The 18,993-nt window shown below is 71.9% G+C and carries 13 protein-coding genes and 1 other RNA gene; 5 read left to right on the forward strand and 9 right to left on the reverse strand.

The window, feature by feature from the left end; all coding sequences use genetic code 11:
- Window positions 1-105 precede the first annotated feature (105 nt).
- The 5 genes from ssrA to ftsE form a co-directional block, all read right to left on the reverse strand.
- Window positions 106-476, reverse strand: a transfer-messenger RNA (tmRNA) gene (gene ssrA, locus ACFXB5_RS26435).
- A 171-nt stretch (window positions 477-647) separates the two neighbouring features.
- Window positions 648-1,127: an SsrA-binding protein SmpB gene (gene smpB, locus ACFXB5_RS26440; protein WP_385212123.1), complete on the reverse strand. Its 480-nt coding sequence runs from the start codon at window positions 1,125-1,127 to the stop codon at window positions 648-650.
- 18 nt (window positions 1,128-1,145) lie between these two features.
- Window positions 1,146-2,357 carry a S41 family peptidase gene (locus ACFXB5_RS26445; protein ID WP_385212125.1) on the reverse strand — a complete coding sequence of 404 codons (1,212 nt, stop codon included), beginning with the start codon at window positions 2,355-2,357 and terminating at the stop codon, window positions 1,146-1,148.
- A gap of 68 nt (window positions 2,358-2,425) precedes the next feature.
- A complete protein-coding gene (gene ftsX / locus ACFXB5_RS26450) occupies window positions 2,426-3,337 on the reverse strand; it encodes a permease-like cell division protein FtsX (RefSeq protein ID WP_020870885.1) in 912 nt (303 codons plus the stop codon).
- Window positions 3,338-3,346: 9 nt separating this feature from the next.
- A complete protein-coding gene (gene ftsE, locus ACFXB5_RS26455; RefSeq protein WP_009717451.1) occupies window positions 3,347-4,036 on the reverse strand; it encodes a cell division ATP-binding protein FtsE in 690 nt (229 codons plus the stop codon).
- Window positions 4,037-4,366: 330 nt separating this feature from the next.
- On the opposite strand from ftsE, the gene ACFXB5_RS26460 reads away from it, so the two are divergent.
- The gene (locus ACFXB5_RS26460) at window positions 4,367-4,561 is read left to right on the forward strand and encodes a hypothetical protein (RefSeq protein ID WP_201857600.1); all 195 of its coding nucleotides are present in this window, start codon (window positions 4,367-4,369) and stop codon (window positions 4,559-4,561) included.
- Between the two features lie 122 nt (window positions 4,562-4,683).
- Here the strand turns inward: ACFXB5_RS26460 and ACFXB5_RS26465 are convergent, their stop codons facing one another.
- The 4 genes from ACFXB5_RS26465 to ACFXB5_RS26480 form a co-directional block, all read right to left on the reverse strand.
- A complete protein-coding gene (locus ACFXB5_RS26465; protein ID WP_385212127.1) occupies window positions 4,684-5,358 on the reverse strand; it encodes a PT domain-containing protein in 675 nt (224 codons plus the stop codon).
- A 291-nt stretch (window positions 5,359-5,649) separates the two neighbouring features.
- A complete protein-coding gene (prfB, locus tag ACFXB5_RS26470) occupies window positions 5,650-6,762 on the reverse strand; it encodes a peptide chain release factor 2 (protein ID WP_201857598.1) in 1,113 nt (370 codons plus the stop codon).
- A gap of 42 nt (window positions 6,763-6,804) precedes the next feature.
- A complete protein-coding gene (locus tag ACFXB5_RS26475) occupies window positions 6,805-8,145 on the reverse strand; it encodes a serine/threonine-protein kinase (protein ID WP_385212129.1) in 1,341 nt (446 codons plus the stop codon).
- 233 nt (window positions 8,146-8,378) lie between these two features.
- Window positions 8,379-10,097 (reverse strand): serine/threonine-protein kinase, encoded by a 1,719-nt coding sequence (locus tag ACFXB5_RS26480; RefSeq protein ID WP_385212130.1) that lies wholly within the window; start codon window positions 10,095-10,097, stop codon window positions 8,379-8,381.
- Window positions 10,098-10,689: 592 nt separating this feature from the next.
- Here ACFXB5_RS26480 and ACFXB5_RS26485 point away from each other — a divergent pair.
- The 4 genes from ACFXB5_RS26485 to ACFXB5_RS26500 all read left to right on the forward strand — a co-directional run bounded on the left by ACFXB5_RS26485 (window position 10,690) and on the right by ACFXB5_RS26500 (window position 18,951).
- Window positions 10,690-15,015, forward strand: coding sequence for an FtsK/SpoIIIE domain-containing protein (locus tag ACFXB5_RS26485; RefSeq protein WP_385212132.1), 4,326 nt, complete (start codon window positions 10,690-10,692; stop codon window positions 15,013-15,015).
- 301 nt (window positions 15,016-15,316) lie between these two features.
- Window positions 15,317-16,675: an ABC transporter substrate-binding protein gene (locus tag ACFXB5_RS26490; protein WP_385212133.1), complete on the forward strand. Its 1,359-nt coding sequence runs from the start codon at window positions 15,317-15,319 to the stop codon at window positions 16,673-16,675.
- Between the two features lie 24 nt (window positions 16,676-16,699).
- Entirely contained in the window at window positions 16,700-18,073 is a 1,374-nt protein-coding gene (locus ACFXB5_RS26495; protein ID WP_385212134.1) for a carbohydrate ABC transporter permease, read from the forward strand.
- Entirely contained in the window at window positions 18,070-18,951 is an 882-nt protein-coding gene (locus tag ACFXB5_RS26500) for a carbohydrate ABC transporter permease (protein ID WP_385212136.1), read from the forward strand. Before ACFXB5_RS26495 ends, ACFXB5_RS26500 begins: the two co-directional genes overlap by 4 nt.
- Window positions 18,952-18,993 lie beyond the last annotated feature (42 nt).

Genomic DNA, 18,993 nt, shown 5'->3' on the forward strand with positions numbered 1-18,993 from the left:
CCCCGTGGTCCCCCACACCCCCCACCCCCCCCCCACACAACCCCCCCCACAACCCCCCCGCCCGCCCCCCGGGGGGGGGCGCGCCCCTTCCCTCGTACATGGGATGAGTGGAGATGGCGGGAATCGAACCCGCGTCCAACGGTGCGGAATCAGGGCTTCTCCGAGCGCAGTCCGCTGTGCTTTTCTCAGCCCCGGAGATCACGCGGACAAGTCTCCGACGGGCTCAGTCACTGTTTGATTTCCCACTACACCCCGTGACCGGGTCTAGTGGTTTAGTTCCCTAGTCGATGCCAGGATCCGGGTCGGGAACAGCCCCGGGCTGACACTTCGCAAAGTCGCTACTTAGGCAGCGAGGGCGAAGGAATCGCGCTTGGTGTTGGCGATTATTGGTTGCGACATATGGTTTACGAGATCATTGCCGCTTCCTCGGCTCGCTTCCCCTGCTTCGACAGCCGCTGTCGAAACCGATCATCCCCATGTTGTGTTTTCAAAGGTGGTGCCACGCCCTCGGTGGGGCGCAGAACCATCATAGGTGAACAACGCGCCACAAGGCCACATCATTCCCGCTCGTCAGCGCGCGCCGGACGACGCCAGGCGCGCCCTGGGGGTGCCGAACGGACGTCGGCGCGCCCCGGGGCGGCGGGACCTCAGGCGCGCTCGCGGCGGCGGGCCGCCGAGATCGCCCGATCGGTCTCGCGGCGGTCCTGCTTCTCCCGGAGGGTCTGGCGCTTGTCGTACTCCTTCTTGCCCTTGGCCAGCGCGACCTCGACCTTGGCCCGGCCGTCCTTGAAGTACAGGGCCAGCGGCACCAGGGTGTGGCCGGACTCCTGGGTCTTGCCGATCAGCTTGTCGATCTCCGCCCGGTGCAGCAGCAGCTTGCGCCGGCGGCGCGCCGAGTGGTTGGTCCAGGTGCCCTGGCTGTACTCGGGGATGTGCACGTTGTGCAGCCATGCCTCGCCGCCGTCGAGCTGGGCGAAGCCGTCCGCGAGCGAGGCGCGCCCCTGGCGGAGCGACTTCACCTCGGTACCGGTCAGCACCAGACCACACTCGTAGGTGTCCAGGATGTGATAGTCGTGCCGCGCCTTCTTGTTCTGCGCGATCAGCTTGCGACCCGTCTCTTTAGCCATGGTCAGGCCATTCTCGCACTAGGACCCGCCCCCGAGGCCACTCAATACCGTGCGCGCCCGCGCCTCCGCGGACGGACCGTCGTCGCCCTTGACCGTCAGGTCCGGGTCGATGCCCTCGCCGTCGACGTTACGCCCGGCGGGGGTCCGGTAGTGGCCGACGGTGAGCTCGGCGACCGAGCCGTCGGGGAGTTCGCTCGGCATCTGGACCGAGCCCTTGCCGAAGGTCCTGGAGCCCACGACCACGGCGCGGCCGCGGTCCTGGAGGGCGCCGGTGAGGAGTTCGGCGGCGCTCATGGTGCCGCCGTCGACCAGCACCACCAGCGGGCTGGCGGTGTCGCCGCCGGGTCGCGCGTCGAGAACTCGCTGGTCACCGCGGACGTCATAGGTGGCGACCAGGCCACCGTCGAGGAAGGAGGAGGCCGCGGTGACGGCCTCGGAGACCAGTCCGCCGGAGTTGCCCCGCAGATCGAGCAGGACGCCGTCGCCCCGGGGGATGGAGCGCACCGCGTGCCGGATCCGCTCTCCGGTGCCCTTGGTGAACGAGTCGACCTTGATCCGGACGGCGCCGGGTCTGTGGTCGTCGTAGCCGCTGAGCCGGTCGACGGTCACCGGGTCCGTGGCCATCCGGGCCCGGCGGAGCTCCTGCGTCCATTCGTGGCCGCCGCGCCGCAGCCCGAGCTCCACCCGGGTGCCCGGGGAGCCGTCGGCGGGGCCGCGCAGCAGGGCGACGACCTCGGTGACGGGCCGCCCGGTCACGGTTTTGTGGTCGACCGTGCGCAGCCGGTCACCGGCCCGGACCCCGGCCTTCTGGGCGGGGCTGCCGGGCTCGACCCGCTCCACCGCGATCCGCCCCTGGGCGTCCCGGCGGGCGGAGATCCCGACGCCGACGTAGGCGCCGTCGAGGGTCTGACGGTAGCCCTCGTACTCACGGGCGCTGTAGACCGCGCCCCACCGGTCTCCGCTGCGGCTCACCACCTCACGGGCGGCCTTGGAACCGGACTTCCCGTCCTCCTGGGCCGCGGCCGCGGCCGCCTTGACCTGGTCGCTCTCCACCGCGGCGACGTAGGCGCGAGCCGGTATCCGGGCGGCTTGGGGGTCCCGGCGCGATACGGGCTCGGCGCCCCAGGAACCGACGGCCGCCCCGGTGGCGAGCACGCCGACGAAGACCAATGTCAGGGCGGCCCCGCGGCGAATGCGGCGGGGATGGACGAACAAACACGGGCCCGACATGCCGGTGAGTGTAGGGCACCAACAGGCGCCGTACCGGGCGTTATCCGGTACGGCGCCGTAGGCGAATGTCACACCTTGAGGTACTTGCGGAGCGCGAAGAACGCCGCGAGAGCGGGCATGAGCAGGCCAATCGCCAGCACCAGTGGCAGCTTCGCCAGCACCGCGTCCCAGCCGATGAAGTTGATCACATCGATCTTGTCCACCAGCCAGTTGTTGACCAGGAAGTACTGCCCGCTGACCAGCAGTACACAGGCGAAGCCCGCGCCCAGCAGCCCCGCGATGGCGGCCTCCATGATGAACGGCATCTGGATATAGAAGCTGGACGCGCCGACCAATCGCATGATCCCGGTCTCCCGGCGGCGGCTGAACGCCGACACCCGCACGGTGTTGACGATCAGCATCAGCGCGACGATCAGCATCAGCGTCATCACGCCGAGCGCCGCGAAGTTCATGCCGTTGAGCAGATTGAACAAGTCGTCGACCAGGGCCTTTTGGTCCTGGACCTCCTGCACCCCGGGCCGGGCGGCGAAGGCCGTGGAGATGACGTCATAGCGCTCGGGGTCCTTCAGCTTGATACGGAAGGACTCCTGCATCTGGTCCGGGGTCAGGGAGTCGGCCAGCGGTGAGTCGCCGAACTGCTCCTTGTAGTGCTTGTACGCCTCCTCACTGGTCTCGAAGTGCACCGACTCCACGATGTTCATCTGCTTGAGCTCGGACTCGATCTCCTGCTTCTGCGCCTCGGTGACCGCGCCCTTGGCGCAGTTGGCCGAGGTCTCCTTGTCGTTCTTGTTGCAGAGGAAGATCGAGACGTTGACCTTGTCGTACCAGTAGCCCTTCATCGTGCTCACCTGCTCGCGCATGAGCAGGGACCCGCCGAACAGGGCGAGCGAGAGGGCCACGGAGACGATGACCGCAAATGTCATCGTGAGATTGCGGCGGAGACCGACGCCGATCTCCGACAGGACGAACTGGGCGCGCATGGCGTCCTTTCAGTGCTGGTAGCCGTAGACGCCGCGGGACTGGTCGCGGACGAGGCGGCCCTTCTCAAGTTCGATCACGCGCTTGCGCATCTGGTCCACGATCTGCTGGTCGTGCGTGGCCATGACGACCGTGGTGCCGGTCCGGTTGATCCGGTCCAGCAGCTTCATGATGCCGACGGAGGTCTGGGGGTCCAGGTTTCCCGTCGGCTCGTCGGCGATCAGCAGCATCGGACGGTTGACGAACGCGCGGGCGATGGCCACCCGCTGCTGTTCACCACCGGAGAGCTCGCCGGGCATACGGTCGTCCTTACCGCCAAGACCCACGAGATCGAGCACCTCGGGAACGGTTTTCCGAATGGCGCCGCGCGGCTTGCCGATCACCTCGAGCGCGAAGGCGACATTCTCCCCGACCGTCTTGTTGGGGAGCAGCCGGAAATCCTGGAAGACGGTCCCCAACTGGCGGCGCATCTGCGGCACCTTCCAGTTGGACAGCCGCGCGAGGTCCTTCCCCAGCACATGGACCGCGCCATGGCTGGCGCGCTCCTCGCGGAGCAGCAGCCGGAGGAAAGTGGATTTTCCCGACCCCGAGGAGCCCACCAGGAAGACGAACTCGCCCTTTTCGATCTCGAGCGAGACATCCCGGAGTGCGGGACGGGTCTGCTTGGGGTATGTCTTGGATACGTTGTCGAATCGGATCACTGATGCACCACGGTCGACCTGGGTAGCGGTACGGGCTGCAGCCGAAGCGGCTCCCGTCGGTGAGCGTGACCATACGCGAAGCGCGCATGGGCGCGCAGTCCGCCGTCCGGCGTGGGTGGGTTTCTTCACTGCACTATTGGGGTCAAACGGTTGACAAGCCGCCCGTCGGGGCGGCTGAAACGGCCACGAAACCGGTACGGATACGGCACGGAATCGTGCGGGGCGCGCCGAACCGGACGGAAGCTGGCACAGTGGAAGGGGAACCAACCCATTTCCCTGAGCGTTGGCCCCGTGTCTACTGCGGCACCGCCGCGCGGGAGGAGAAAGCGCATGACGTACGACAGGCTCGTCTGCGCCAACTGCGCGAGCCCCGTCAGCGAGGGCCGCTGCCCGGTCTGCCGGGCCAGCAGGGAGCGCCTCCAGCAGGAGGGCATGTTCGGCGGGCTGACCCCGGCCGCGCTGATAGCGCTGCTGGTGGCGCTCATCACGGTGGCCGTGCTCGCGCATGAGATGGCGACGGCGTAACGGAGCGTTACGAAGCGATACGCCGGGTATGGCGCCCCTGAACGCACCGGGGGCCCGATAAACGCACAAGGGGCCCGGAGCGCTTAGCGCTCCGGGCCCCTTACCGTGCGTGAGTCGCGCGATCAGGCCACGTTGTTACGGTTCACCAGACGCGGCACAAAGCGGAAGCCGATACCACCGGCGATCATCGTCGCGGCGCCGACCAGCAGGAACGTGGTCTCGGAGGCACCGGTCTCGGCCAGCTGCTCCTTGGCCTTGCCCTGCTCCACCGGCTTGGAGCCGACATTGTCGGTGCCGGTGTTGTCGTCGCAGTTGGTGCTGTCGAGGTCCACCGTGCAGGTGCTGTCGTCGCCACCGCCGCCGGTGCCGCCCTGGCCGGGCGTGCTCGGCTGGGCGGTCGGGCCGTCGGTGGGCTCGCCGCTCGGCTCGCTGGTCGGCGGCTGAGTCGGCTCACCGGTCGGCGGCTCGGTCGGCTCGTCCGTGGGCGGCTGAGTGGGCTCGTCCGTCGGCGGCTGGGTCGGCTCGTCCGTGGGCGGGACGGTCGGCTCGTCCGTCGGCTCCGTCGGGATCGAGGTCGGGTCGTCGGTGGGCTCGTCGGTCGGCTTGCCGTTACCGTTGCCGATACCGACGCCGACGTCCAGGCCCTTCTCGTCCGCGTTCGCGGAAACGTTCACGCCGCCGATACCGACATCAACACCAACGGCCGATGCGGCGCCGGCGGCGGTGAGCGACGCGCCGGCGGCGATCACCGCACCGGCCGCTATTCGCGCCACGCGCAGCCGCGTCTTCTTCGTCATCTGCCTGCTACCCCCAGTAGCTGTACTCGTCAATGGAGCAGCTATGCACGGGGCAACGGCTCGGGGGGTCTCAAAGTCCGCGGGCCTCTATCCGTCTGAGGCGGTCCGCCGGCCCCCGTGCAACACGCGCCCCAGTCATACGCATGCCGCGCGTCAGCCTTCCCAGTTTTCAGACCACCGTCAAGGCCATTGCACGCGAGATGTCCGCTATGGAAGTCCTTGCCGCATGCATGGGTACCGGACTGTGACCAAAAACGCGGTGTGCGCGACCGGTTGGGGCGAGCGGGAAGGTTACTTCCCCTGCTCCTGCTGCTTGCGCCAGCGGATCCCGGCCTCCAGGAAACCGTCCAGCTCACCGTCGAGCACCGCCTGCGGATTGCCGACCTCGAACTCGGTGCGCAGGTCCTTGACCATCTGGTACGGGTGCAGGACGTACGAACGCATCTGGTTGCCCCAGGAATTGCCGCCGTCGCCCTTGAGCGCGTCCATCTTGGCCTGCTCCTCCTGGCGGCGCCGCTCAAGCAGCTTGGCCTGGAGGACGTTCATCGCGGTGGCCTTGTTCTGGATCTGCGAGCGCTCGTTCTGGCAGGAGACGACGATGCCGGTGGGGATGTGGGTCAACCGCACCGCGGAGTCGGTGGTGTTGACGCCCTGGCCGCCGGGGCCCGAGGAGCGGTAGACATCCACGCGCAGCTCGGACTCGTCGATCTCGATGTGGTCGGTCTGCTCGACGACCGGCAGCACCTCGACGCCCGCGAAGGAGGTCTGGCGGCGGCCCTGGTTGTCGAACGGCGAGATCCGCACCAGGCGATGGGTGCCCTGCTCGACGGAGAGCGTCCCGTAGGCGTACGGGATCTGCACGGCGAAGGTGGTCGACTTGATGCCGGCCTCCTCCGCGTACGACGTCTCATAGATCTCGGTCTTGTAGCCGTGGCGCTCGGCCCAGCGCAGATACATCCGCTGGAGCTGCTCGGCGAAGTCGGCGGCGTCCACCCCGCCCGCCTCGGCGCGGATGTTCACGAGCGCCTCACGGGCGTCGTACTCGCCGGACAGGAGGGTGCGCACCTCCATCTCGTCGACCGACTTGCGGACGGCCTCCAGCTCGGCCTCGGCCTCGACGCGCGCGTCGTCGTCGCCCTCGTCGGCGGCGAGCTCGAACAGCACCTCGAGGTCGTCGATCCGGCCGCGCAGCTCCTCGGCCCGTCGCAGGTGCCCCTGGAGATAGGAGAGCTTGCTGGTGACCTTCTGCGCGTTCTCCGGATCGTCCCACAGGGACGGGGCCGCCGCCTGCTCCTCGAGCACGGCGATGTCGGCCCTCATCTTGTCGAGGTCCAGGACGGCCTCGATCGACCCCATGGTCGAGGAGAGGGACTTCAGCTCTTCGGATACATCGACGACTGCCACGGGACCAGCGTAACCGCTACCGAAGACTGACCCCGTCCCCGGTCATGGCGTACCGGGGTCCTGGGAGACGGAGTGCTCGCCGCCCTTGGGCGGGTCGCCGCCGTCGTCGCCGCTCGCCGCCAGCCATCCGCCGAGCGCCACCGCGACCAGCGCGGCCAGGGTGACCGCGGCCACCTTCAGCCGGCGGCGGCGCAGCGCGCCCGCGACCGCGGGGTTACGGGCCGAGCCCGCCCGGCGCTGGCCGTGTACCCGGGGGGCGCGCGCGGTGCCGTGGGCGCCGCCCGCGAGCTCGTCCGCGCTGGGCACCCGCATGCTGGTGTGGGTCTCCCGGCTGGAGTCCGGCACCGCGCCCGGGACCAGCGGCACCGCGCCGCGCCGCCGCGGGGGCGTCCGCGGCGCGGGCCCGGCGGCGGGGACGGAGACGCCGCGGTGCGGGGTCTCGGCCTCCGCGCCCTCCCGCTCGCCGCCCTCCTGCTGCTCATCGGGCTCGTCGATGTCCAGCGGCGGATATCCGGCCAGGCTGGGCAGCAGCTCGCGCAGCCGGGCGGCCAGCTCGGAGGCGCGCAGCCGGGAGGCGGGCGCCTTGGCCAGGCACTGGAGGAGCAGCTGCCACAGCTCGTCGGGGATCCCGGGCAGCGGCGCCACGGTCTCGGTCACATGGCGGCGCAGGATCGCGCCCGGATGACCGCCGCCGAAGGGCGTGAAGCCCGCCAGCATCTCGTACAGGACCGTCGCCAGGGCGTACACGTCCACGCTGGCCCTGGGCGGCAGCCCCTCGACGATCTCGGGGGCCAGATAGTCCGGGGTGCCGATCACGCTGCGCGGGTTCGGCGAGCGGCCCTGGGAGGACTGCCGGTCGCGGGCGGGCTGGGCGCGGATCGGGGTCGGCTCGTCGACCAGCCGGGCGATACCGAAGTCGGTGAGCAGGGCGGGGTGGGCACCGCCGGGGCCGAGCGGGCCCTGCATGTCCAGCAGCACGTTCTCCGGCTTGACGTCGCGGTGGACGACCCCGGCGGCGTGCGCGGCGGCCAGCGCGTCGGCGACGTCCGTCGCGATCGCGACGGCGGCCTCGGGGGCGAGCCGGCGCTCGCGGTCGAGGCGGGTGCGCAGATCCGTACCGCGGATCAGGTCCATGACCAGCGCGAGGTCATTGCCGTCGACCACCAGGTCGCGTACCCCGACCACCCGGGGGTGGTCGAGGCCGAGCAGTGCGGTGCGCTCCTGGACGAAGCGCTCCACGAGCTCCTGGTCGGAGGAGAGGTCCTCACGCAGGAGCTTGATGGCGACGGGTCCCTCGGGCCCGTCACCCAGCCACACCGCGCCGGCGCTGCCGCGCCCCAGGAGCTGATGCGCGGTGTACCGACTGCCGATCTTCCGTGACAAGACTGCTCCGAATCCTCCGACAAGGGGGGCACGTTGGCGACAAAGCTACGCGGCTACTGGCGCGTTGGGTGCACCAGACAACGCCAACTGTCACTTCTGCGGCGGAAAACACCCTTCGGATGTCGACAAATCACCGGAGTGGGAGGTACGGAGGCGGAGCCGGACCGGAACCGGAGACGGGCCAGGACCGGGGACGGGCCCGGGGCCCCGGGCCCGAACAGGACCGGGGCGGGTCAGCTGCTGGGGCCGCCGAGGTCCTCGATCCACTGGCCGATGTCCTTGGCCCAGCCCGAGACCGCGTCCCAGTAGCCCTTGCCGTCGGCGATCCAGTCCTTGAGCGGGCTCAGCTCCCAGACCAGCCAGGAGCCGATGACCAGGACCACGATCACGAACAGACAGCCCTTGAGACACCCCAGGCCCGGGATCTTCATCCGGTTGGGGTTGGAGCTCCGCTGCCGGGGCTCGCGGCGCGGCTCCGGCTGCTGCGGCGGCGGGGCGTAACGCTGCGGCTGGGGCTGCTGCGGGTGGTGCGGCGCCGGGGCGTACTGCTGAGGCTGCTGGTACTGCTGCGGCTGCTGGCGGCCTCGCCGGCGCTGGGGCGGCTGCTGAGGCTGCTGGTACTGCTGCTGCTGCTGGTACTGCTGCTGCTGGTACTGCTGCGGTGGCGGCGCGGGCCGGTGGGGCCGACGGCGCAGCGGGTCCTCGCTCGGGTCGAGGTACTGGACCTGGGTCTGCTCATTGCGGTCACGGGCCGCGCGCAGCTGGTTCTGCCAGGGGTGCGGATCGTCCTGGCCGGGCCCACCGGGCGGTACGGGCGGCATGGCGCGGGTCGGATCGGCGCCTCCGCCCGGCCCGGAGCCGCTCGGCAGCACCTGGGTGGGGTCGGCGTTGGCCCCGGCGTTCGCGCCTGTGGTGGGCATCACATTGGTGGGCGCGGCTGGATCGTACGAAGGGGTGCCGCCCGGGGCGTTCGTGGGGAGCGCCTGGGTCGGGTCGGCCGCGCCCGCGGGCGCGGTGTCCGGGACCGGCGCGGGCGCCGGGTCCGGGGCCAGCAGCGCGGCCACCCCGAGCGCCGCCTCCGCCTGCGCGGCCGAGGCGTGCACGCCGACACCGGCGGCGACCACGCGCAGCGCCCGGCCCAGGCTCTCGGCGCTCGGGCGCTCCTCGGGCCGCTTGCGCAGACAGCGCTCTATGACGGTCCACAGCGGCTCGGGCACGGTCGAGGGGCGGCGCGGCTCCTCGCTGAGGTGGCGGTGGAGCACCTCGAGGGCGGTGTTGCCGGCGAACGGCGGACGGCCGGTGACCAGCTCGTACAGCATGATGCCCGCGCCGTAGATGTCCACCGCGGAGGTCTGCGGACGGCCCTCGGCGGACTCCGGCGCCACATAGGCGGGGGTGCCGACGAACTCCTGGGTGCGGGTGAGGCCGGGCGAGTCGGCGAGGCGCGCGATGCCGAAGTCGGTCAGCATCGGGTGCATCTCCTGGCCCTCGCCGGTGCCCGCGAGCAGCACGTTGGCGGGCTTCAGATCGCGGTGGACCACGCCGTCGGCATGGCTGGCGGCGAGCGCGTCGGCGATCTGGGCGGTGAGGAGGGATGCGGCCATGGGGGTGAACGGGCCGTTGCTGCGCAGGTAGTTGTGCAGGTCCGGGCCATCGATCAGATCCATGACCAAGGCCAGCAGATCACCCTCGACCACCAGGTCGCGGGTGCGGACGATGTTGGGGTGGGTGAGCCTGAGCAGCACCGAGCGCTCGCGGAGAAAGCGCATGACGATGTCCGCGTCGTTCGCGAGCTCCTCCTTGAGGACCTTGATCGCGACGGTCTCGCCGGGCTGCCCGGCCACGGCCGCCTCGGCCCCCGCCGTCTCCCGCTGGCTGGCTCGCCAGACGGTGCCCGTGGCTCCGCGCCCGAGCGGCTCCTCGAGCAGGTATTTGCTGCCTACCGGCCGCACGTCATGCGCTCCCTGATCGTGGTCTTACATCGGTGGACTGCGATGGTCTGCTGTGTGGGTCTGCTCTGGTGCTCGTCTTGTTGTACTCGTCCGCCCCACTGTAATGGCGACACACGGTGCGCCCTATCCGATCACCACACGAGGGTCCGGCGCGGGGGTCCGGTGCCAGGGTCCGGCACCGGGTCCGGTCCGTGGGAAGACGTGTGATCCGGACGGATGGTTGCCAACAGTGGTCCGGGTCGCTCGTTGACCGCTCAATCGCCGCTCAAACGGGCGCGGCGAGGCGCGGAGGGGCGCGGCCGGGGCGGCTTCCCTCACCTCAAGGGCGGCTCAAGGGCGGCCGTTCCGGTCGCAATCAGCCAGTTTCGGCCGACTAGCCGACCAATCAAGATCATGTAGCGCCGGGCGGCGGGCGAACTGTCGGTGGCAGGTGCGAGGATGCAGGCAGCACGGAAGCGCCGAGCGCCGGGAGGCTCACGCTCCGTGACCCGTACGACCCCGTACGGACCTGTACGTGCCGAAGGGCCTGGGGGCGGTGGTGGGGGTCGGCACCCCTGCCCGGCCCCCCGGACAGAAGGGACCGTTGACGGCGATGCAGATTCGGCTGACCGTCCTCGGGCCGCGCAGCGCCCACCCGGGCCGTTCCGGCCACCATCCTGCGCCCGCGTCCGGGCCGCACGCCCTCGTGGGCGCGGTGGACGTCCTGGTCACCGCGCCCGTCGGCACCGCCCTCGCCGCGGTGGCCGGCGGGCTGGCCGACGCGGTCGCCGCCGCCGGGTACGAGGCGGGGGGTTCCGGCGGCAGCGGCGGCGCGGTGGTGCTGTACGCGGGGGGTGAGCGGCTGGACCCGCAGCGCTGTGCGCTCGGCGAGCCGCCGCTGGTGGACGGCGCGGTGCTCTCCCTGCACGGCCCCGCCGACCCCGACTCCGACCACTACCCCGGCTACCCCGGCCTGCCCGAGACCGCCGTCGCCGACGCCACGGTCCACCTGGACGTGGTCGCGGGACCCGACGCGGGCGGCGTCCACCTGCTGCACGGCGGCCAAGTCCGCATCGGCCGCTCCGCCGACGCGGACGTCCCCCTGGACGACCCCGACGTCTCCCGGCTGCACTGCGCGGTCACGGTCGCCGCGGACGGCCGTGTGACCATCGCCGACCTGGGCTCCACGAACGGCACCGCCGCCGACGGCGTCCCCGTGGGCCCCCAGCCGGTGCCCCTGGAGCCGGGGGCGCTGCTGCGGATCGGTGAGTCCGCCCTGCGGCTGCGCGTCCCCTCCACGGCACCGGCGATGCCCTCGGCCCCCACCCGCCTCCCCGTCCAGGCGGACGGCGAGGGCCACCTCCGCGTCACCCCCGCCGGTGACCACCCCACCCACACCAAGGCCCCCTGGACCGGCGCCCCCCAGCCCGCCGCCCCCACCGACACCGCCCAGGGCCCCTGGACCCCTCCCACCCGCCACCCCGGCACGGGCTGGACGAGAGTGGGCCGGCCCGACCACGAGTCCCACGACCGGGCCGGCGCCCACGGGAGCGAGGACGGCTGGAGCCCCGGTGCGGGAGCGCCCTCCGGGCCGCGCGGCAATAGCGGCAGCACAGGCACCGGACCGCGCGGCGACGCGGGCACCGGGATCCCGGGCGGGGCGAGCTCCTACGCCCACCGGAACGACGACGACTGGAGCCCCGGCGAGGGTGCGGCCCCCGATCCGCGCGGCGACGCTGCCGGGCGCGGCCGGGGCCCCTCGGCCCCCGGCGCCCAGCCGTACGAGGACCCGTCCACCGCCCGCACCCGACGCAGTGAGCGCACCCCCGGGGCCCGAACCGCCGGACAAGGCCCAGCGGGGCAGCCCGCACGAGCCGACCAGAGCCGACCCGGCGCGGGCGGCAGCGCGCATCCGGCCCACGGCCCACGGCCGACCGGCAGCCGCCACTCGAAGGCCGCCCAGGACCACCGGCCCACACCCCGTGGAACCGACCCGGCGGGCCCCGGTGGCACAGGCCGCAGCAGGCAGCGCGAAGGCGACGCCGACTCCGGGCGGCAGTCCGGTCCGGGCGCGGGGTACGGCGACGCCCGGGGCGGCGGTCAGCCGTACGGCCAAGGACGCGGCCAGGAAGGCCCGCAGGGACCCTCCGCCGACGCGGGCTACGGCGGGGCGCCGTACAGCGGCCAGCCGGGCGCCGGGGCGCGCGGCGGCCCCGGCTCGGCCGACCCCGGCCGCCCGGGATATGGCGGGGCTCCCGCCGACAGTGACCGGCGCGGCGGGCGACCGCAGGCCGGAGGCGCGGCGTACGACGCCCCCGGACGGCGGGGTGCCGGGGAGCTTACGCATGGCGGGGGGTATGCGCTGGATGCGCCGGGGGCGCAGGCTCGGCGGCGGGGGATAGGGGCCTGGGTGCGGCAGTTGGCCGGGGGGAAGGCGGCCGAGCGGGGTGGGGTGCGGGAGGACCAGGGCGTGGCGGCGCGGGCGGCCGCGGAGGCGGAGGCGTTGCAGCGGCGGTGGCCGGATCCGGCCACCATGCTGATGACGGCGCTGGGGCCGGGCTCGCGCCTCTGGGAGCGCGCCCCTGGGCATCCGGACGCGCTCACCGTACGGCTCGGCTCGGCCGACCAGCTGACGGCCGAGGGCGGGCCGTTGCCCGCCGCGCCCGTGACCGTCGATCTGCGGCAGTGCGGTTCGCTGGGTCTCGCGGGCCCGCGGACGCGGGTTGCGGGGCTCGCCCGGTCCGTCGTGGCGCAGTTGGCGGCCCTGCACTCACCGGCCGCGCTGGAGATCGTCCTGATCAGCGGTGAGGAGCGGCTCGCGGAGTGGTCGTGGCTCGGCTGGCTGCCGCAGGTCCAGCCGTTGCGCGGGCAGGACTGCCGGCTGCTGCTCGCGTACGACGTGGAGCAGGCCGCGGCCCGTACGGAGGAACTGACCCGGCGGCTGGAGGACGGGCCGCTGGGCCCCGGCTGGGCGAGCGCCTCCCCGGCCGCCGCGCAGTCCGTGGCCGCACGCCACTTCGGGCCGTACACCGTGGTGGTCGTGGACGGCGCCCCAGGTCCGGGCGCGCTGCGCGACACGCTCGCCCGGCTGGCGGTGACCGGTTCCGCGGCCGGAATCCATCTGCTCTGTCTGGCCGAGGCGCCCGCCGCGTCGCCCACGTCCCCGCTGCCCATGAGCTACGAGGCCGCGCGTTCCGCGTCCGCCGCGTTCGCGGCGTGCGGGGTGGCGGCCGTGCTGAGCGGTGATGTGGCCACGGCGCTCCAGATCGTCCACGGGGACGGGGCCGCGCCCGGCACGAGTGGGGTCAACGGGATCACCGGCGCGACGGGCGCCACCACGACCATCACCGTGGACGCGGTGTCGGCGGCGTGGGCCGAGCGGTTCGCGCGGGCGCTCGCGCCCCTGCGCCCGGCCGCCTCCGCGCAGGACGGCGCGTTCGGCGGCTCCGACGGCCCGCCGACCGTCCCGCTGCCGGACTCGGCGCGGCTGCTGGACGAGTTGGGGCTCGCGCGGGCCACGCCCGCGTCCCTGCTGGCCCGTTGGGCGGCCACGGCGGACGAGGTCCCGGCGGGCGGCCGGGCGCTGGCCGTCCTCGGCGCCGGTCCGCGCGGCCCGCTCGCGGTCGATCTGGCCGCCGAGGAGGGTCCGCACGCACTGATCGACGGCGCGGCGGGCACCGGAAAGACGGAGCTGCTGCGCTCGTTCGCCGCCTCGCTCGCGGCCGCCGAACGGCCGGACCGGCTCGAGCTCATCCTGGTCGACGGCGCCGGGGCCGGAGCGGGCGAGGGGCTGCGGGTGTGCACGGATCTGCCGCATGTCTCGACGCATCTGTCGGCCACCGACCCGGTACGCATGCGGGAGTTCGCACAGGCCCTCAGCTCGGAGCTCAAGCGCCGCGCCGAACTGCTGGGCCGGCAGGACTTCACGGATTGGCACGCCCGGCCCCACCACCCCGGCGAGGGTGAGAGCGGCGGCGACAGCGGCGACGACGCGGGTCCGGGCAGCACCTCGGGCGGCACCTCGGGCGGCACCAGGGGCGCCAACACGGGCGCGTCCGGCCCTGGCACGCCGGGTGCGGCCGGTGCGCCCCGGGTCGTCGCGCCTCGCCCGCCCGGCGATATCGACCCTCCCCCGAGCGACACCCTCCACACGCTCAATCTGCGCGCCCAGCGCACGCGCACCGAGAGCTCGGCGCCCGCCCGTCCGCACTCCCTCCTCCCCCGTCTCGTCGTGATCGTCGACGACTTCGACGCGCTGGTGGCCCCGGCCCTCGGCAGCCCCGGCCGGCCGGCGTCCGGTTCGGTCGTCCGGGCGCTGGAGGCGATCGCCCGTGACGGCGCGCGCCTCGGGGTGCATCTGGTCGTGGCGTCCGGCCGTCCGGACCGTACGGCGGACACGGCGGCCGTCGAGCGGGCCGCGCTGCGGATCGCCCTGGACGCGCGCCCACTGAACACCGCGGCGCCCGCACGCCCAACCGGCCAGACGCACCCCACCGGACCCGCGCACCCCACCGGACCCGCACACCCCACCGGACCCACACACCCCACCGGACCCACACACGCCACCCACTCCGCACACCCCGGCGAGCCCGGAAGGCCCGGTACCTCCCCCGCCGCATCGACACGCTCGGTCACATCCACCCCCGCCGCCGCAGCCGCCCCGGGCGGCGATCCGGCGCCGGGCCGTGGGCGGCTGTTCCGCCCGGATGACGCCGCCGGAACGCCGTTTCAGGCGGGCCGGGTGACCGGACGGATACCGCGGACCGCGACCCAGCGGCCCACCGTCGTACCGCTGGAGTGGCGGCGGATGGGTGATCCGCCCGCCCGCCGGCCGCTGCGCGAGCTCGGGAACGGCCCCACCGACCTGGCGCTTCTCGCCAGTGCGCTGCAGCGCGCCGCGCAGTCGGCGGACGCGCCCACCGCACCCGCGCTGATCTGACCGGCCCCGCCCCTCACCGCCCGTACCCTGCCCGATAGCTGTCCGATTCCCGCCCGATTCCCGTCCGTTTCGCGCCCGTTCCCGACCGTTCCCATCCCCCCTGGCCGAGTTTCCGATCCGTTCCGGCCATCCTCCCGTCTGTCCCACCTGCCCTGTTTCACGGCGACTCTTCATCACGGCCCGGTCACGATCCGTGAGTGAACGCCGGACGCAGTATTGCCACGTTCGGTGACCGGGCGTAGGACTACTCAGCACGGGACACGGCCGCGCGGGGGCGGCCGGCATCGGAGGGAACACGGGGATGCACGTATCGCTTCCTACGAAGCGTTCGACACGAGTCGCGGTGGCCCTGCTGGCGGCGGGAGCACTCATGCTCACCGCCGCGGGCTGCGGCGGCGACGACGGAGACACGGTCAGCGGCGGCCCGCCGCCCAACACCGTGAAACTGCCGAATCTGAAGGGGCAGAAACTCCAGGTCACGGCGGTCTGGACGGGCACCGAGCAGGAGAACTTCACCAAGGTGCTCAAGGAGTTCGAGAGGCGCACCGGCGCCAAGGTCTCCTTCGTACCGAGCGGTGACGACATGGCGGGCTTCGTCGGCTCGAAGATCGCGGGCGGCGCTCCGCCGGATGTCGCGATGGTCGGACAGGTCGGCGTCATGCGCGAGTTCGCCCAGAAGGGCTGGGCCAAGCCGCTCGACACCGCCGCCAAGGCCGAGTTGACCAAGAACTTCGCCAAGGGCTGGCAGGATCTCGGCTCGTACCAGGGCAAGCCCTACGGGGTGTATTTCAAGGCCAGCAACAAATCCCTGCTCTGGTACAACACCTCCGCGTTCGACTACGCGGGCGCCAAGGTGCCCAAGACCTGGCAGGAGTTCCTGGAGCAGGCCCAGCTGATCTCCGACTCCGGCACCGACGCGGTCGCGATCGGCGGCCAGGACGGCTGGACGCTCACCGACTGGTTCGAGAACGTCTATCTCTCCCAGGCGGGCGCGGAGAAGTACGACCAGCTCGCCCAGCACAAGATCAAGTGGACCGATCCGTCGGTGAAGAAGGCGCTCGAGACACTCGCCGAGCTCTGGGGCACCAAGGGCCTGGTCGCGGGCGGCCGGGGCGGCGCGCTCCAGACCGCGTTCCCGGACTCCGTCACCAAGGCGTTCGGCAACAAGGCCGAGCCGGACGCGGGCATGGTCTTCGAGGCCGACTTCGTCGCCGCCAACGTCGCCGACGCGGGCGCGGAGCTGGACCAGGACGCGAAGGTGTTCCCGTTCCCGGCGGTGGGCGCGGACGCGCCCGTCGTGACCGGCGGCGACGTCGGCGTGGCGCTGAAGAACAGCAAGGCGGCGCAGGCGCTGCTCACCTTCCTCGCCTCGCCCGACGCCGGGACCATCTGGGCCCAGTCCGGCGGCTTCATCTCGGCGAACAAGAACGTCAAGTTCAGCGCCTATCCCAATGCCTCCATGCGCAAGATCGCACAGGCGCTGATCGCGGCGGGCAATGACTTCCGGTTCGACATGTCCGACCAGGCTCCCGCCTCCTTCGGCGGCAAGCCGGCGCAGGGCGAGTGGAAAGCGCTCCAGGACTTTCTCAAGAACCCGAGGAATGTCGCAGGCATCCAGCGCCAGCTGGAGCGGGATGCCGCCAAGGCGTACAAGAACTGACGACTCGACCGGGAGAACCACATCATGTCGACCGCGACAGCGGACGGCGCGGCCACACCTGGCCGGGCATCGTCCTCCCCACCGGCAAATCGGCCGAGCGCACGTGCGCGGAAGAGCCTCATGGGCACCCGGCCCTGGCTGGCGGCGGTGTTCCTGCTGCCCGCCCTGGTGCTGCTCGGGGCGCTCGTCGTCTATCCGATCGCCTACTCCGTCTACCGGAGCTTCTTCGACGCCTCGGGCAATGGCTTCGTCGGCCTGGACAACTACCAGGAGATGTTCTCCGACGACGCCACCAAGACGGCCATCAAGAACAACGTCATCTGGCTGATCCTGGCCCCGACCGTCTCCACCGCGCTGGGCCTGATCTTCGCCGTGCTCACCGAGCGGATTCGCTGGGCCACCGCCTTCAAGCTGGTCGTCTTCATGCCGATGGCCATCTCGATGCTGGCGGCGGGCATCATCTTCCGGCTGGTCTACGAGCAGGACCCGGACAAGGGCGTGGCCAACGCCATGTGGGTGGGCGTACATGACTCCTTCAGCGAGTCGCCGCCGTTCCCCGGCGCCCATCCGCGTCCCACCGCCGGGCTGACCGAGGCGTCGAACGGCTCGTTCACCACCAAGGACGCCGTGCGCGCGGGCACCCCCGCCTCGCTGCCGCTGGTCGCGGCCAAGCGCGGGGACATCAGCGGGGCGCAGGACGCCAAGGCCGCCAAGGCCGAGCCCGGGAAGGTCACCGGCACCGTCTGGTTCGACTTCACCCGGGGCGGCGGTGGTGAGCAGGGGACCATCGACAAGGGCGAGAAGGCGATGGCCGACCTCAAGATCGAGGCGGTCAAGGACGGCAAGGTCGTCGCCCGGACGAAGTCGGCGGCGGACGGTACGTACACCCTCCCCGCCAAGGCCGAGGGCGCCCAACTGCGGCTGCCCGCCTGGAACTTCTCCGAGCCGTACAACGGCGTGGACTGGCTCGGCCCGTCCCTCGTCACCCCGGCCATCATCGGCGCGTACGTCTGGATCTGGGCCGGTTTCGCGATGGTGCTGATCGCGGCGGGGCTCGCGGGGGTGCCGCGCGAGCTGATGGAGGCCGCGCGGATGGACGGCGCCAATGAGTGGCAGGTCTTCCGGCGGATCACGGTGCCGATGCTGGCGCCGGTGCTCTCGGTCGTCGTCGTCACGCTGATGATCAACGTGATGAAGATCTTCGACCTCGTCTACATCATCGCGCCCGGACCCTCCCAGGACGACGCCAACGTCCTCGCCCTCCAGCTCTTCCAGTCGTCCTTCGGCACCGACGTCAACCAGGGCCTCGGCAGCGCGATCGCCGTGCTGCTGCTGTTGCTCGTGCTGCCCGTCATGTTCATCAACATCCGCCGGATCCGAAGGGAGAGCCGCCGATGACCAGCGCGGACACGGTCGTACAGGCGAAGCAGTCCCCGGTCGCGCGGATCGCCGCCCGCGCCGGCGGCGGGGTCCTCCGGGTCGTCCTGATCCTGGTCGGCCTGCTGTGGCTGATGCCGACCGCCGGACTGCTGCTGTCCTCCCTGCGGGACCCGTCGGAGGTGGACCTCTCCGGGTGGTGGAAGGTCTTCACCGACCCCGGACAGCTCACCTTCAGCGGCTACGACAATCTGCTGGGCAACCAGCAGATCACCGACTCCCTCTGGACCACGCTCGCCATCACCGTCCCGGCGACCCTGCTGGTCGTCGTGATCGGCGCCCTGGCCGGTTACGCCTTCGCCTGGATGGACTTCCCCGGCCGCGACGTGTGGTTCCTCATCGTGGTCGGCCTGCTGGTGGTCCCGATCCAGGTCGCGCTGATCCCGGTGGCCAAGCTCTTCGGCGAGATCGGCATCTTCCAGACCACCACCGGCGTGGTCCTCTTCCACACCGCCTTCGGCCTCCCCTTCGCGATCTTCCTCCTCCGCAACTTCTTCGCGGAGATCCCCCGCGAGCTCCTGGAGGCCGCCCGCCTGGACGGCGCGGGCGAGCTGCGGCTCTTCCTGCGCGTCGTCATGCCCCTGGGCGGCCCGGCCATCGCCTCCCTGGGCATCTTCCAGTTCCTCTGGGTCTGGAACGACATGCTGGTCGCCCTGATCTTCGCCGACAGCGGCAACCCCCCGATCACGGTCGCCCTCCAGCAGCAGGTCCGCCAGTTCGGCAACAACATCGACATCCTCGGCCCTGGCGCCTTCGTCTCGATGCTGATCCCGCTGGCGGTCTTCTTCGCCTTCCAGCGCCAGTTCGTGGCGGGCGTGATGGCGGGCGCGGTGAAGTAACGCCCTCCCGGAACGGCGGGCGGCCCGGCACCCCTCCTGGGT

The organism is Streptomyces sp. NPDC059455 (assembly GCF_042750115.1).
GTDB classification, from domain to species: Bacteria; Actinomycetota; Actinomycetes; order Streptomycetales; family Streptomycetaceae; genus Streptomyces; species Streptomyces endocoffeicus.

Bases quoted from the DNA above. Each gene is read 5' to 3' on its own strand.
- smpB (WP_385212123.1), bottom strand. From the start codon at position 1,127: ATGGCTAAAGAGACGGGTCGCAAGCTGATCGCGCAGAACAAGAAGGCG.
- ACFXB5_RS26445 (WP_385212125.1), bottom strand. From the start codon at position 2,357: ATGTCGGGCCCGTGTTTGTTCGTCCATCCCCGCCGCATTCGCCGCGGG.
- ftsX (WP_020870885.1), bottom strand. From the start codon at position 3,337: ATGCGCGCCCAGTTCGTCCTGTCGGAGATCGGCGTCGGTCTCCGCCGC.
- ACFXB5_RS26460 (WP_201857600.1), top strand. From the start codon at position 4,367: ATGACGTACGACAGGCTCGTCTGCGCCAACTGCGCGAGCCCCGTCAGC.
- ACFXB5_RS26465 (WP_385212127.1), bottom strand. From the start codon at position 5,358: ATGACGAAGAAGACGCGGCTGCGCGTGGCGCGAATAGCGGCCGGTGCG.
- ACFXB5_RS26485 (WP_385212132.1), top strand. From the start codon at position 10,690: ATGCAGATTCGGCTGACCGTCCTCGGGCCGCGCAGCGCCCACCCGGGC.
- ACFXB5_RS26490 (WP_385212133.1), top strand. From the start codon at position 15,317: ATGCACGTATCGCTTCCTACGAAGCGTTCGACACGAGTCGCGGTGGCC.
- ACFXB5_RS26495 (WP_385212134.1), top strand. From the start codon at position 16,700: ATGTCGACCGCGACAGCGGACGGCGCGGCCACACCTGGCCGGGCATCG.
- ACFXB5_RS26500 (WP_385212136.1), top strand. From the start codon at position 18,070: ATGACCAGCGCGGACACGGTCGTACAGGCGAAGCAGTCCCCGGTCGCG.